This window comes from Actinophytocola sp., from assembly GCF_035762905.1.
In the GTDB taxonomy this organism is placed as follows: Bacteria; Actinomycetota; Actinomycetes; order Mycobacteriales; family Pseudonocardiaceae; genus DASYTH01.
Genome location: NZ_DASUCC010000155.1, coordinates 103488 through 117358, shown reverse-complemented (window position 1 = coordinate 117358; position 13871 = coordinate 103488). Strand labels below are relative to the sequence as shown.

The window sequence follows — 13871 nt, the reverse complement described above, 5'->3', positions numbered from 1 at the left end:
CGGGCCGAACACGGCGCCCCCTACGATCCTTCATCGTGAGCCTCCTCGTCACGCAGGACGAGGCCGACCGCTTCGCGCTGGGGGACTCCCCGAGTTCCGCCGCGCCCGGCCGGCCGTCCGACGCCGAGGTGGTACGGGCCCGCCTGGTCAGCCCGGAGATGCCCACCGACCGGTTACGCGGCTGGCTGGTCACCGCGTTCCTGGCCGCGCTCGGCGCCCTCGTCCGGTTCCAGAACCTCGGCTTCCCCACCGACAACGGCACCCCGGTCTTCGACGAGAAGCACTACGTGCCGCAGGCCTGGGAGATGCTGCGCAACGGCGGCGTCGAGGACAACCCCGGCTACGAGCTGATCGTGCACCCGCCGCTCGGCAAGCAGCTGATCGCGGCCGGTGAGTGGCTGTTCGGCTACAACGGTTGGGGCTGGCGGTTCACCGCGGCCCTGTGCGCGGCCCTGATGGTCCTGCTGATCGTGCGGATCGCCCGGCGGCTGACCCGGTCCACCCTGCTCGGCGCGATCGCCGGCGTGCTGCTGATCTGCGACGGCGTCAGCCACGTGCAGGGCCGGATGGGGATGCTGGACATCTTCGGGGCGTTCTTCGTCCTGGTCGCGTTCGGCTGCCTGCTGCTTGACCGGGACCAGGTGCGCAACCGGCTGGCCATCACCGTCGGGGAGGGCTGGGCCACCGAGTCGCCCTACGGCCCCCGGCTGGGCTTCCGCTGGTGGCGCTTTGCCGGCGCGGTGGCGCTTGGCCTTGCCTGCGGGGTCAAGTGGTCGGGTCTGTACTGGCTGCTCGCGTTCGCGCTGCTCACGCTGCTCTGGGACGGCACCGCGCGGCGGGCGGCCGGGGTGCGCCGGCCGTGGCTCGGCATGCTGCGCAACGACCTGCTCGGCGCGGTGTGGGCGTTCATCGTGATCGCGACGCTGACCTACGTCGCCACCTGGTGGGCCTGGTTCGCCAACGAGACGGCGATCGACCGGCACCTGGCCGAGCAGGCCGCCGAGTCCGGCTGGCACACCGGCTGGTACGACATCTTCCCGCAGGCGATCCGGTCGCTGTGGCAGTACTCGTGGAACGTCTACGGCTTCCACAACGAGCTGCACACCCCGGCCACCGGACAGCACCCGTGGGAGTCCAAGCCGTGGACCTGGCCGATGGGCCTGCGGCCGATGCTCTACTACTACGACGGCGGCACCACCGGCTGCGGCGAGGCGTCCTGCGTCAGCGCCACCATGCTGATCGGCACGCCCGCGCTGTGGTGGCTGGCGCTGCCGATGCTGGCCTGGGCACTGTGGCGGACGTTCGGCCGGCTGGACTGGCGCTACGCCGCGGTGCTGGTCGGCTACCTGGCCGGCCTGCTGCCCTGGTTCCGCGACCTCGACCGGCAGATGTACTTCTTCTACATGACCCCGGTGGCACCGTTCCTGGTGCTCGGGCTGGTGCTGATCCTCGGCCATGTCCTCGGCCGGGCCAGGGAAGGCGACGAACGCCGGGGCACCGGCCTGCTCGTCGTCGCCCTGTACGTCGGCCTGGTGGTGGCCAACTTCGTCTGGTTGTGGCCGGTCCTCAACGGCGACTCGATCAGCGAATGGCGCTGGCAGGCCGAACTCTGGCTGCCCTCCTGGAAGTAGCCCGGGAACTCACCTCAGCGGGCGGGTGCGTTCGGCTCTGGCGATCGTCTCGGCGTCGACCACGCTGGTCACCGGGCCGTCCTCGGCGTGCCCGGCCCGGCTGAGCCAGTTGCGCATCTCCCGCGCCACCGCGTTGAGCGTCGGGCGGCGCGCCGGGTCGGCGTCCAGCGAGGCGACCAGCAACTGCTGGTGGGCACTGTTGTGCGGCAGGTGGCTGAGCCGCTCGGCCCGGGAGGCGGCCAGCAACGCCGCCATCGCGTTCTCCCGCACCCCGCGCGGCGGGTGGCCGCTCAGCGCGAAGCTCACCGTCGCGGCCAGTTGCCAGGCGTCCGACGCCGGGGTGGCGACCGCGCCGGCCGCGGTCTCCGGGGCCAGGAAGTCCGGGGTGCCGACCATCATCCCGGTCGCGGTCAGCGTGGCGTCCCCTCGGGACCGGGCGATCCCGAAGTCGATCAGGTGCGCGGTGCCGTCCGGGTCGATGATCACGTTGGCCGGCTTGACGTCCCGGTGCAGCACGCCTTTCGAGTGCGCCGCGGACAGCGCTCCGGCCATCGTCATCCAGAGCCGGGCGGCGGCCACGTCGTCCAGCGTCCCGCCCTCGTGCACCGCCTCGGCCAGCTGCAGGCCCTCGATGTACTCCATGATCAGGCCGAGACCGTCGGTGTCCGCGACGATGTCGTAGACCCGGACGCAGTTCGGGTGGTGCACCGCGGCCAGCGCCCTGGCCTCGCGCAGCATCCGCTCCTCGGTCTCGCCGTCCGGCGCGTGCGCGATCTTCACCGCCACCGTGCGGTCCAGCTGGGTGTCCACCGCGAGCCAGACCGTGCCGAACCCGCCGTGACCGAGTGGGCGCACCTTGCGGAACCGGCCGCTGCGGGTCCACACGCTCGACGTCGCGGCGGCCGGGACGGCGCCGCGCGGAGTGAACGGCAGCGGCCCGGGCTCGGCGGCCAGCCGGGCCAGCGCGGCCCGGTCCGGCTCGGGCTCACGCAGCGCCGGCCGCATCGGCGGCGGCGGCGGGGTGCGCGGCACCGGGGGCGGCGGGCGGAAGGTCGGCGGCGGCGGCATGACCCGGCGCGGGGCCTGCTGGTTGGACCGCTCGATCGTCGCCCAGCTCGGGGCGCCCACGATCAGCACCGGGATCATGCCGAGCACGGCCACCGGCAGGAAGCCCAGCCACAGGTAGATCGCCACCTGCGCGGCCAGCGGCGCGCTGAGCAGGATCAGGACCAGGAACGGGATCCAGATCAGCCGGCCGGGCCACTTCGGACCCCGGCGCAGCGCCGCCCGGGTCTGCAGCCACACGAACAGCAGGCACAGGCCGGGCACCAGCACCAGCGTGCCGATGTGCAGCAGGTGCTTCAGCGCGCCCTCGAACGGGTAGAACAGCACGTCATAGACGGTCGGACCGCCGCCGAGGTAGTCCCGCTGCACGCCGAAGCAGTACTCGTTGTTCAGCGTGACCAGGTCGTCGCCCTGCAGCCCGACGCTGGTGTCCCGGCGCCACGCCGCCCGGAACACCTCGCTGCTGCCGATCGAGAGCAGCCACGGCAGCAGGAACGCGAACAGCACGCCCACCGTGCCGAACAGCATCAATGTCGCGGAGTGGTAACGGTTTCCGGTGCCCTTGCGCACCACGGCCACGAACACCGAGGCGAACAGCGGCAACAGCGCGATCAGGCTGCCGGCGGTTGCGGTGGCCCAGACCCAGTCACCTGGACAGACGCCGGGCCCGAAGATGCGGTGGGCGAGCGAGAGCAGCGCGGCAGCGAGGTTGACGACTCCGTCCACCACGACTCCTCTCCCTCCCAGAGCCACACTAGGCGAAGTGACGCCGACAGGCGGCCAATGGTTGCGCCGACGGGGCATGATCTCCTCTATGGGCAGCTACCGCGACGCGTACCGGCAAAGCCTCGAGGATCGCGACGGCTTCTGGCTGGCCGCCGCCCAGGCGATCGACTGGGAGACCGCGCCGACGCAGACCCTGGACGACTCGGCCGCCCCGCTGTACCGCTGGTTTCCGGACGGGGTGCTCAACACCTGCCACAACGCGCTGGACCGGCACGTCGAGGCGGGCAACGGGGATCGCACCGCGCTGATCTACGACTCGCCGCTGACCGGCACCGGGTCCCGGCACAGCTACCGGGAGCTGCGCGACGAGGTGGCCCGGTTCGCCGGGGTGCTGGCCGGGCTCGGCGTCGTGGCCGGCGACCGGGTGATCATCTACCTGCCGATGGTGCCGCAGGCCGTGGTCGCGATGCTGGCCTGCGCCCGGCTGGGCGCGGTGCACTCGGTGGTGTTCGGCGGGTTCGCGCCGCGCGAGCTGGCCACCCGGGTCGACGACGCCCGGCCGAAGGTGATCGTGGCGGCGTCCTGCGGGATCGAGCCGACCCGGATCGTCGAGTACCGGCCGATCATCGCCGACGCGCTGGCACTTGCCACCCACCAGCCGGACCACATCGTTGTGCTGCAACGGGAACAGGCGCCGGCGGAGCTCGGCGAGCGGGACGTGGACTGGCACGAGGCGATGCGCGACGCACCGGCCGTGGACTGCGTGCCGGTGGCCGCGACCGACCCGCTCTACATCCTCTACACCTCCGGCACCACCGGGCGACCCAAGGGCGTGGTGCGGGACAACGGCGGCCATGCGGTGGCGCTGGCCTGGTCGCTGACCAACATCTACGACATCGGGCCGGGCGAGGTGTTCTGGACCGCCTCCGACGTCGGCTGGGTGGTCGGCCACTCCTACATCGTCTACGCGCCGCTGATCGTGGGCGCGACCACCGTGCTGTACGAGGGAAAACCGGTCGGCACGCCGGACGCCGGGGCGTTCTGGCGGGTGCTGTCCGAGCACCGGGCCAAGGCGCTGTTCACCGCGCCGACCGCGTTCCGGGCGATCAAGCGCGCCGACCCGGACGCGCGGCTGCTCGCCGGGTACGACCTGTCCGCCTTCCGCACGCTGTTCCTGGCCGGCGAGCGGCTGGATCCGGAGACCTACCACTGGGCCAGCGAGAAGCTCGGCGTTCCGGTGGTGGACCACTGGTGGCAGACCGAGACCGGCTGGCCGGTCTGCGCGTCGCCGCGCGGGCTCGAGCCGCTGCCGCTCAAGCCGGGCTCGCCGAGCGTGCCGGTGCCCGGGTACGACGTGCGGATCCTGGACGGCGCGGGCGCCGAGCTGCCGGTCGGGCAGGAGGGCGCGATCGCGATCCGGCTGCCGCTGCCGCCGGGCACGCTGCCCACGCTGTGGGGCGACGACGACCGGTACGTCTCGTCGTACCTGGCCCGGTATCCCGGCTACTACCTGACCGGGGACGGCGGGTTCATCGACTCCGACGGGTACGTGTACGTGATGGGGCGCACCGACGACGTGATCAACGTGGCCGGGCACCGGTTGTCCACCGGAGCCATGGAAGCCGTCCTCGCCGCCCACCCCGCCGTCGCCGAATGCGCCGTCATCGGCGTCCGCGACGCGCTCAAAGGCCAGCTCCCCAAGGGTTTCGTCGTCCTCAAGGCCGGCGCGACCATCGACGAGCCGACCCTGCGCGAGGAACTCGTCGCCGCCGTCCGCCGCGAAATCGGCCCGGTGGCCGCCTTCCGTGAGGTGTCGGTCGTCGACGGCCTGCCCAAGACCCGCTCCGGCAAGATCCTCCGGAAAACCATGCGCGGGATAGCCGACGGCCGCGACGAACCCGTCCCCTCCACCATCGAAGACCCCGCCGTCCTCGACGCCCTGCGCCCGATCCTGCGCGGCGAAGCCGTTCGATAGCGTGTCGCCCGTGCGCACCGTCCCGACCCGTTCCTGGCGCGGAATCAGCGCCGAGGACCGCCGGGCCGAGCGCCGCGCGGCCCTGATCGAGGCCGGCCTCGAGGTGATCGGCACCCAGGGCTGGGCGGGCACCACGGTGCGCGGCGTCTGCCGGCAGGCCGGCCTCACCGAGCGGTACTTCTACGAGAGCTTCGCCGACCACGAGGCGCTGCTGCTCGCCGTCTACGACCACACCCTCGCCACCGGCATCGAGTACGTGCTGGCCGCGGTCCGGTCGGCCCCGGCCGATCTCGGCTCCACCACCCGCGCCGCCATCGCCGCCGCGCTCGAGTACCTCCTTGACGACCCGCGCAAGGGCCGGATCCTGATCCTGGAAGCCACCGGCAACGAGCAACTGCAACGCCGCCGCCAGCAGGCGGTCCGCTCGCAGGCCACCCTGCTCACCACCCTGACCGCCGGCTTCTTCGACCATCCACCGCCCCGGTCCGACGCCTACCTGACCGCGCTGTCCCTGGTCGGCGCCCTCTCCGAACTCGCCGCCGCCCAGCTCGACGGTCAGCTCTCCGTTCCCCGCACTCGCCTTCTCGACCACCTGAGCGCCCTGGCGATCGCCGCCACCCACCTCCCGCCGCCCAGCTGATCTCGGCGAGCACGGTCCGTCGCTGGTCGGAGCCGGTGCGTGTTGCCCGGGAAGCCGTATTGGTCTATACCTATTTGTTGGACCCTGCCCCCGGGCCTCGAGGAGGACCCGTGCGAAACTCCGCCGAACGTCGTCTCCGCCGCCGGGTGGTGGCCGGGCTGACCGCCACCGCCGCCGTCATCGCCAGCGCCCTGCCCGGCGCCGCCACCGCCGACCCGGAGCCACTGATCACCCGGATGAACTCCATCGTGCCCGCGCCCGTCTCGGTCCAGCCCGACCCGGCTGGCGACTTCGAGATCACCCGGCGCACCAAGATCCTCGCCCCGTCCGGCGGCACCGACGTCGGCCGGTACCTGGCCGGCGTGCTCGGCCCGTCCACCGGCTTCCCGCTGCCGGTGAGCCGATCCGGCACCGGCGGCGGCAACATCGCCCTCGTGCTCGGCGCCAGCACCCGGGTCGGCGAATCCGGCTACGAGCTGTCGGTCCGCCGCCAGGGCGTGACCCTGCGCGCGAACACGGCGGCCGGGCTGTTCGCCGGCGTGCAGACGTTGCGCCAACTGCTGCCGCCGGCCGTGGAGAGCCGGGTCCGGGTGCCGGGCCCGTGGATCGTCCCCGGCGGGCAGATCACCGACTACCCGCGGTTCGGCCACCGCGGCGCGATGCTCGACGTCTCCCGGCACTTCTTCGGCGTCGAGGAGGTCAAGCGCTACATCGACCAGATCGCGCTGTACAAGATCAACGTGCTGCACCTGCACCTGGCCGACGACCAGGGCTGGCGGATCGAGATCAAGAGCTGGCCGCGGCTGGCCACCGTCGGCGGCAGCACCGAGGTCGGCGGCGGTCCCGGCGGCTACTACACCCAGCAGCAGTACCGCGACCTGGTCGCCTACGCCGCGTCCCGGCACATCACGATCGTTCCCGAGATCGACATGCCCGGGCACACCAACGCCGCGCTGGCCTCCTACGCGGAGCTGAACTGCGACGGCGTGGCACCGCCGCTCTACACCGGCACCGACGTCGGGTTCAGCTCGCTGTGCATCCGCTCGGAGATCACCTACCGGTTCCTCGACGACGTGCTGCGCGAACTGGCCGCCCTGACTCCCGGCCCGTACCTGCACATCGGCACCGACGAGGCGCACGCCACCACCGAGCCGGACTACCTGCACTTCATCAACCGGGTGCTGCCGATCGTGGCCAGGCACGGCAAGAAGGTCACCGGCTGGCACGAGTTCGTCAAGGCCGGACCGCCCACCTCGGCGCTGCCGCAGTACTGGGGCACGACCAACTCCCACCCGGAGGTCGCCGCGGCCGTCGCGCGCGGGAACAAGGTGCTGCTGTCTCCGGCCAACAAGGCCTACCTGGACATGAAGTACAACCGGGACACCCCGCTCGGGTTGAGCTGGGCCGGGTTCATCGAGGTGGACACCGCCTACGGCTGGGATCCCGGCAACTATCTGCAGGGCGTGCCGGAGACCGCGGTCGCCGGTGTGGAGGCGCCGCTGTGGTCGGAGACGCTGGAGATCAGCGATCACATCGAGTTCATGGCCTTCCCACGGCTGCCCGCCTACGCCGAGCTGGGCTGGTCGCCGTGGTCCACCCACGACTGGGCGAGCTTCCGGGAGCGCCTGGCCGCGCAGGGTCCACGTTGGACGGTCATGGGCATCGACTTCTTCCGGTCCACGCAGATTCCCTGGCCCGCCTAGCCCCCTGACCGGGCTACGCGGGTTGCGGGCTCCCCGGGGTCGTTGGATCATTCGCCGCAAGTGTCTCTTGAGGACTGATCCGACAACCCCGAGGAGTTCCGGTGCGCCGATCGTCGATCGTGCTTGCGGTTATTGGGGTACTGCTGATCGCGGGCGCCCTCGTGGTCTGGTTCGCCGTGGTGCCGGCGGTCAAGAAGCTGCCGGCCGATCTCGATGTCACGGTGCACTACGCGGGCAAGGGTTCCGGGCTCAACGTGCAGGCGCTGATGGCGGGCGACCGGACCAACGCGCTGGTCACCGAGACCGACGCGACGCTCGACCGGCACGTGTACGTGACCGACTCGACCAGCAACGTCGCCATCGTGCACGACGACACGCAGCTCAAGGCCGGCGCACTCACCGCGGGCGAGAAACACGTCTACGCCGTCGACCGGACCAGCCGCGTCCAGGGCACCGCGCCCGAGGGCATCACGGTCGAGACCCACTCGGACATGACCATCACGCTGCCGATCTCGCCGGAACCCGGGGACAGCTACAAGTTCTACGACGCGCCGACCCAGACCAGCGTCACGCTGAAGTACGTCGGCACCGAGGACCGGGGCGGCCGGTCCACCAACCACTACACCGCCGAGGCGTCCGGCCCGGCGAAGAACCCGGTGCTGACCGCGAACCTGCCCACCGGGCTGCCCAAGTCGCTTGCCGGCGCCCTGTTGCCGTTCCTGCCCACCGCGACCCAGCAGGCGGTCCAGCCGCTGCTCAGCCGGCTGCCCGACCCGATCCCGCTGGCCTACACGGTCACCAGCCGGTACGGGGTGTGGGCGGACGCCAAGCTCGGATCGCCGGTGGACAGCACGATCGAGCGCACCATCATGGCGTCCGCGGCCCTCGGCGCGGTGGCGGTTCCGCTGATCCCGGTGCTGGACGTCACCCTGAGCCAGACGCCGGAGTCGGTGCAGGAGCGCGCCGACTGGGCCCAGTCCCGCAGCACCCAGCTGGACCTGATCAGCATCTGGCTGCCGATCGGCCTGGTGGTGCTCGGCGGGGTGCTGATCGTGGTGGCGATCGTGCGGCGCAAGCCGCCCGCCGCCCGGCCGGCCATGGCGACCGGACCCGGACGGGCCGCGCCCACCGCGCCTGCGGCCCCCGCCGCGCCTGCGGCCGCCGCACCCACCGTGGTCGCGCCCCCGACCCCCGCCGCACCGCCGAGCGAACCGGCCGAGGCCGAGCCACCGAGCGAGCCGGAACCGCCGGCCACACCGGACGAGGCGAGCGCGCCCGATCAGCCGAGCGAGCCCGACAAGCCCGGCGAGCCCGGAAAGCCGCCCGCTACGGAATGACCCGCTGAACCGTCCCGCTGCACCGGGCCCGCTCGGCGGCGAACACCGCCAGATGCGTCTCAAGCGACTCGGCCGGGCCGGACAGGATCGGCGCCGGATCACCGGTCGCGACCGCGGTGGTGAACGCGTCCATCAGCGCGTCGTCCCCGCCGCCGTGCCCGGCAGCGGCGTCCATGCCGGCCGAGGCCACGGTCAGCTCCTCGGTCCGGCCGGTGACGAAGTCGCAGACGCTCAACTGCTCACCGTCGCCGTCGATCGACCCCCGGGTACCGAAGATCCGGGTGCGCCGGTCGGACGTCGGGGTGAACCCGGTCATGGTGAAGGTGGCGGTCCGACCGCCGGCGAACTCCATGGCCACCACCTGGTGATCGACCACGTCGTTGTCGCAGGCGTACACGCACCGCCCGTACGGCCCGTCCCGTAACGCCCGCAGCACCCCCTCCTCGGTCGGCTCGTCGGTGATCACGCTGACCGGCCAACCGGTGTGGCCGGTGCGCACCACCCCCAGGTACAGCCGGGTGGCGGAGTACGGACAATCCGGCTCGACGGCGCAGTCCAGGCATCGGTCGGCGGCCCCGGCCGGCTGGTGCTCCCGCCGGAAATGGGTCAACGAGCCGAAACTCGACACCCGCTCGATCGGCCGGCCGACCACGTGCCGCAGCCAGTCGATGTCGTGGCAGGACTTGGCCAGCAGCATGAACGACGCCAGGTCCGCGCGCCGCCAGTTGCCGCGCACGAACGAGTGGGCCTGATGCCACCAGCCGACCGGCTCAAGATGCTGCACACTGACCACGTCGCCGATCCGGCCGCTGTCCACGATCTCCTTGAGCAGCCTGGTATACGGCCGGTAGCGCATCACATGGCAGACGGCGAACAGCACGCCGGTCGCGCGCACGGCGTCGACCAGCCGGCGGCAGTCCGCCTCGTCCGGCGCGAGCGGCTTCTCCACCAGCAGGTGATATCCCTTGGCGGCCAACGAGATCACCGGCTCGACGTGGTCGGTGTCCTGGGTGGCGACGATCGCCGCGTCGGCCAGCCGGGGTGCCTCGGCCAGCTCCTGCCAGGTGGTGAAGACCCGCTCGGCCGGGATCGTGTGCCGGCCGGCGAGCCCGTCGCGCTGGTGTGCGCGCGGCTCGGCGACCCCGACAACCCTTGCCCGGTCCGGGTTCTCGCCGACCCACTTGGCGTAGGAGGTGCCCCGCTGCCCGGCGCCGACGACCACGTAGCTGACCGTCACCGGGCCGCCTCGGGCCGCCGCCGGTAGGTCGACACGATCACCGACGCGGTGACCTGGATCGGATCGTCCAGCGCCCGCACGCGGTCCCGCAGCGAGCCGGGGTCGGTGTGCCAGGCACTGGGTCCCATCGCGACCACCGACTCGACATCCTCGTGCGGCAGCGACATCGTGAACTCCCAGTCGTCCTCGCTGGACAGTTGACAGTAGGGCGCGATGGCGGCCGTGATGCGCTCCTGTTTCTCCGGCTCGACCTTGAGCAGGTCCAGCTTCCAGACCAGCTCGGCCAGATGCCGCACGGTCGGCGACACCACGACGAGCACCCCGTTGCCGGCCAGCATCCGGTGGATCTCGGCCGGGTTGCGCGGGGCGAAGATGCTCAGCGCCAGCGCGGCCGAGCCGGCCCGCACCGGCAGACCGTGCCACACGTCGCAGCCGACCGCGCCGGCCCTCGGGTGGGCCCGGGCGGCGCGGCGCAGGGCCGGTTTGGACACGTCCAGTGCGACTCCGATCCGGCCGGGCAACGCGTCGAGCACCGGCGCCAGGTAGTGCCCGGTGCCGGCGCCGACGTCCACCACGCACCCGTCCGGCCGGTCGGCCATGGCCCGCTGCCCGGCCGCCACCACCGCCCGCTCGACCGGCGCGAAGTGCCCGGCGGCAAGGAACCGGGCGCGCGCGTCGATCATCTCCGCGGTGTCGCCGGTGATCCCGGACGACCGCCCGGTCACCAGGTTCAGGTAGCCCTGCCTGGCCACGTCGAAGGTGTGCGCGTGCGCGCAGCGGACCCCGGGCGCGTCCAGCGTCAGCTCCGCCCCGCAGGTCGGGCAGGCCAGAAACGGCAACACGTCGACCAGCACCGGCGTCACGACCCTAGACCCCACGCACGCATGATGCGAAGAATCCATCACAGGCAGCGTCCACATGCAACTGGACGGACATCGGCTAGCCGGCCGCGAGATCGGCCACCGCGGACAGGATCGCCCGGTGGAACGTCGGGTAGGCGTAGATCATCTGTCCGAGCACGGCGGTCGGCACCTCGGCGTGCACCGCAACGGCGAGCGCGCCGAGCACCTCGCCGCCGCTCGGTCCGACCGCGGTGGCACCGACCAGCACGCCGCGGTCGGCATCCTCGACCAGCTTGATCAGCCCCTCGTTGCCGGGGCCGTGGATGTGGCCGCGGGACGAGGACGGGATGGCGGTGGTCCCGATCCGGACGGTGCGGCCGCGCTCCCGGGCCGCGGCCTCGGTGAGCCCGACCGAGCCGACCTCGGGATCGGTGAAGGTCACGTTGGGCACCGCGCGGTAGTCGGCCGGCAGGTGCTCCTGGCCGAGGATGTCGGCGGCGGCGATCTCGGCCTGGTACATGGACATGTGGGTGAACGCGCCCTTGCCGGTGATGTCCCCGATGGCCCACAGCCCGGGTGCGGCCCGCAGCCGCTCGTCGACCTCGATGCCCTTGGCGTCCTCGGGCAGGCCGACCGCGCCGACGCCGAGCGCGGCGAGGTCGGTGCGCCGGCCGGTGGCCACCAGCAGGCCGTCGGCGGTGACCGGGTCGGCGCCGTCGATCTGCAGGGTGAACGCGCCGTCGTGGCCGGCGCCGGTCACCGAGACGCCGGTGCGCACGGTGATGTTCTCGGCGGCGAACCGCTGCTCGACCAGCCGGCTCGCCTCCGGCTCGGCCAGCGGCAGCAGCCGGTCGCGGGCCTGGAGCAGGGTGACCTCGGCGCCGAACCGGGCGAACACCTGGCTGAACTCGCAGCCGACCGGGCCGCCGCCGAGCACGATCATGCTGCGCGGCACCTCGGTGGCGCGGACCGCCTCGCGGTTGGTCCAGTACGGCGTGCCGGCCAGGCCCGGGATGGGCGGTACCGCCGGGTCGGTGCCGGGGTTGAGGACTATGCCCTTCGCCGCCGCGAACGTGCGCTCGCCGTCCGAAGTGGACACGGTGACCTGGCCGGGCGCGGTGAGCCGGCCGCGGCCCCGGACGAACCGGACGCCGGCCCGCTCCAGCCGCTCTACGGCCACCCGGTCGTCCCAGTCGTCGGTGGCGTCCCGCCGGATCCGGGCGGCCACCGGCCCCCAGTCGCCCTGCACCAGTGCCGTCCCGGCCAGCTCACCGGCCCGGAGCGCCTCCGCGAGCGCGTCCGCCGCCCTGATCATCATCTTGGTCGGCACGCACGCGTAGTACGGGCATTCCCCGCCGACCAGCCGCGCGTCCACCCCCACCACGGACAACCCCGCCGTCGCCAGCTGCGTGGCGCACGCCTCCCCGCCCGGTCCGAGCCCGACCACCACCACGTCCACCGATTCGATCGTCACCGGGTCATCATTGCGTGCGGTAGCTCGCCGGTGCGAACTCGTCGCGCGCGATCTCCCGGCGCCGCGCCCGCAAGTACACCGGCCCGTTCACCCGCAACGCCTCGGGCAGCACGGGCGTCAACCCCCGCGCCCCCGCCGCGATCACCCGAAACTCCCGTTCCTTCGCCGCCGACCACCCCAACCCCAACCGCTCCCGCACCGGCGCCGGCAACATCCCCACCCCCGTCACGCTCAGCATGTGCCCCATCGGCACCCCCACGATTCCCCACACCCGCCCGGCCCACCCCGGCAACCCCGCCGGCACGCCCGGCCGCCGCGCCGCCCGCAACACCCGCTCCACCGTCTCGTTCGGCTCCAACCACTCCTGCACCATCCCCCGGAAATACCCCAGAAACCCGTCCCAGTCCCCCGGCAGATCCCCCTCCCGCACCCCGATCAGCCGCCCCAACCCCACCCACTCCCGATAGAGCGCCTCAACCTCGCCCCGCCCGATCCCCGACCCGAACAGCTCCTGTCCCCGCACCACCGACCACACCAACGTCGCATGCACCCACGCATACGCCCCCGGCTCCAACGCGCTGTACCGCCCGCCATCCCACAACCTCCCCCTGATCCCCCGATGCATCCCCCGCAACCGCCGACCCACCTCAACCGCGTCCCCACCCCCATAAACCATCAAATTCATGTAGTCCACCGTCCGAAACAACCTCCCCCAAGGCTCCTCCTCAAACCGCGAGTGATCCCGCACCCCCGCCCCCACCGTCGGATGCCCCACCTGCAACAACAACGCCCCCAACGCCCCAAGAAACAACCGCAGGTCACTCCCATACCGCCACACCACGGCCCCCGGCCCCACCGTCAACCGCACGTCAGCACTCACCCGAAAAATGTAGCCCGAATCTCCGGTACACAGCCGAAAAGCCCGAAGCCCCGACGCGCGCACCAAGAGCCGAGATCAACCAGAGACTCTTAGCCCGACACCAGCCGCAGGTGCCCAAAGGGTGGCCGACGTTGACCTGCTCGCGCGGGCACCCACCGTCGGGGGGTCCGGGGGGCGAAGCCGCCCGGGCGGGGCCTGGGGGCTGCGCCCCCAGAAAACACCAGCGAAACGCCCCCGTCTGCGCTTTCCGCAGACATATGTCCCCGGAAGTGGAGCTGAGGGGAATCGAACCCCTGACCTCCTCGATGCGAACGAGGCGCGCTACCAACTGCGCTACAGCCCCGGAAACGCACGGAGCATA

General features: G+C 72.2%; 10 protein-coding genes and 1 tRNA gene. 5 read left to right on the top strand and 6 right to left on the bottom strand.

Annotated features, from left to right (window positions below):
• The first annotated feature begins 35 nt into the window (after window positions 1-35).
• Entirely contained in the window at window positions 36-1631 is a 1596-nt protein-coding gene (locus VFV67_RS34415) for a dolichyl-phosphate-mannose--protein mannosyltransferase (protein WP_414636401.1), read from the top strand.
• Window positions 1632-1640: 9 nt separating this feature from the next.
• Here the strand turns inward: VFV67_RS34415 and VFV67_RS34410 are convergent, their stop codons facing one another.
• Window positions 1641-3422, bottom strand: coding sequence for a serine/threonine-protein kinase (locus VFV67_RS34410; protein WP_326474900.1), 1782 nt, complete (start codon window positions 3420-3422; stop codon window positions 1641-1643).
• 88 nt (window positions 3423-3510) lie between these two features.
• Between VFV67_RS34410 and VFV67_RS34405 the strand changes: the two genes are divergently transcribed.
• The 4 genes from VFV67_RS34405 to VFV67_RS34390 all read left to right on the top strand — a co-directional run bounded on the left by VFV67_RS34405 (window position 3511) and on the right by VFV67_RS34390 (window position 9077).
• The gene (locus tag VFV67_RS34405; RefSeq protein ID WP_326474899.1) at window positions 3511-5397 is read left to right on the top strand and encodes a propionyl-CoA synthetase; all 1887 of its coding nucleotides are present in this window, start codon (window positions 3511-3513) and stop codon (window positions 5395-5397) included.
• Window positions 5398-5407: 10 nt separating this feature from the next.
• A complete protein-coding gene (locus tag VFV67_RS34400; protein ID WP_326474898.1) occupies window positions 5408-6037 on the top strand; it encodes a TetR/AcrR family transcriptional regulator in 630 nt (209 codons plus the stop codon).
• Between the two features lie 110 nt (window positions 6038-6147).
• Window positions 6148-7740: a beta-N-acetylhexosaminidase gene (locus tag VFV67_RS34395; RefSeq protein ID WP_326474897.1), complete on the top strand. Its 1593-nt coding sequence runs from the start codon at window positions 6148-6150 to the stop codon at window positions 7738-7740.
• A 101-nt stretch (window positions 7741-7841) separates the two neighbouring features.
• Complete coding sequence (locus VFV67_RS34390) at window positions 7842-9077, top strand: porin PorA family protein (RefSeq protein ID WP_326474896.1); 1236 nt, start codon at window positions 7842-7844, stop codon at window positions 9075-9077.
• Here the strand turns inward: VFV67_RS34390 and VFV67_RS34385 are convergent.
• The 5 genes from VFV67_RS34385 to VFV67_RS34365 all read right to left on the bottom strand — a co-directional run bounded on the left by VFV67_RS34385 (window position 9067) and on the right by VFV67_RS34365 (window position 13853).
• Window positions 9067-10314, bottom strand: a complete 1248-nt coding sequence (locus VFV67_RS34385) for a Gfo/Idh/MocA family oxidoreductase (RefSeq protein ID WP_326474895.1) — start codon at window positions 10312-10314, stop codon at window positions 9067-9069. The genes VFV67_RS34390 and VFV67_RS34385 overlap by 11 nt on opposite strands.
• Entirely contained in the window at window positions 10311-11192 is an 882-nt protein-coding gene (locus VFV67_RS34380) for a putative RNA methyltransferase (RefSeq protein WP_326474894.1), read from the bottom strand. The genes VFV67_RS34385 and VFV67_RS34380 overlap by 4 nt, the downstream gene beginning before the upstream one ends.
• Before the next feature lie 61 nt (window positions 11193-11253).
• Window positions 11254-12630, bottom strand: coding sequence for an NAD(P)/FAD-dependent oxidoreductase (locus tag VFV67_RS34375; protein ID WP_326474893.1), 1377 nt, complete (start codon window positions 12628-12630; stop codon window positions 11254-11256).
• A gap of 7 nt (window positions 12631-12637) precedes the next feature.
• The gene (locus VFV67_RS34370; RefSeq protein ID WP_326474925.1) at window positions 12638-13468 is read right to left on the bottom strand and encodes an oxygenase MpaB family protein; all 831 of its coding nucleotides are present in this window, start codon (window positions 13466-13468) and stop codon (window positions 12638-12640) included.
• Between the two features lie 312 nt (window positions 13469-13780).
• Window positions 13781-13853, bottom strand: a tRNA-Ala gene (locus VFV67_RS34365).
• Window positions 13854-13871: the final 18 nt, after the last annotated feature.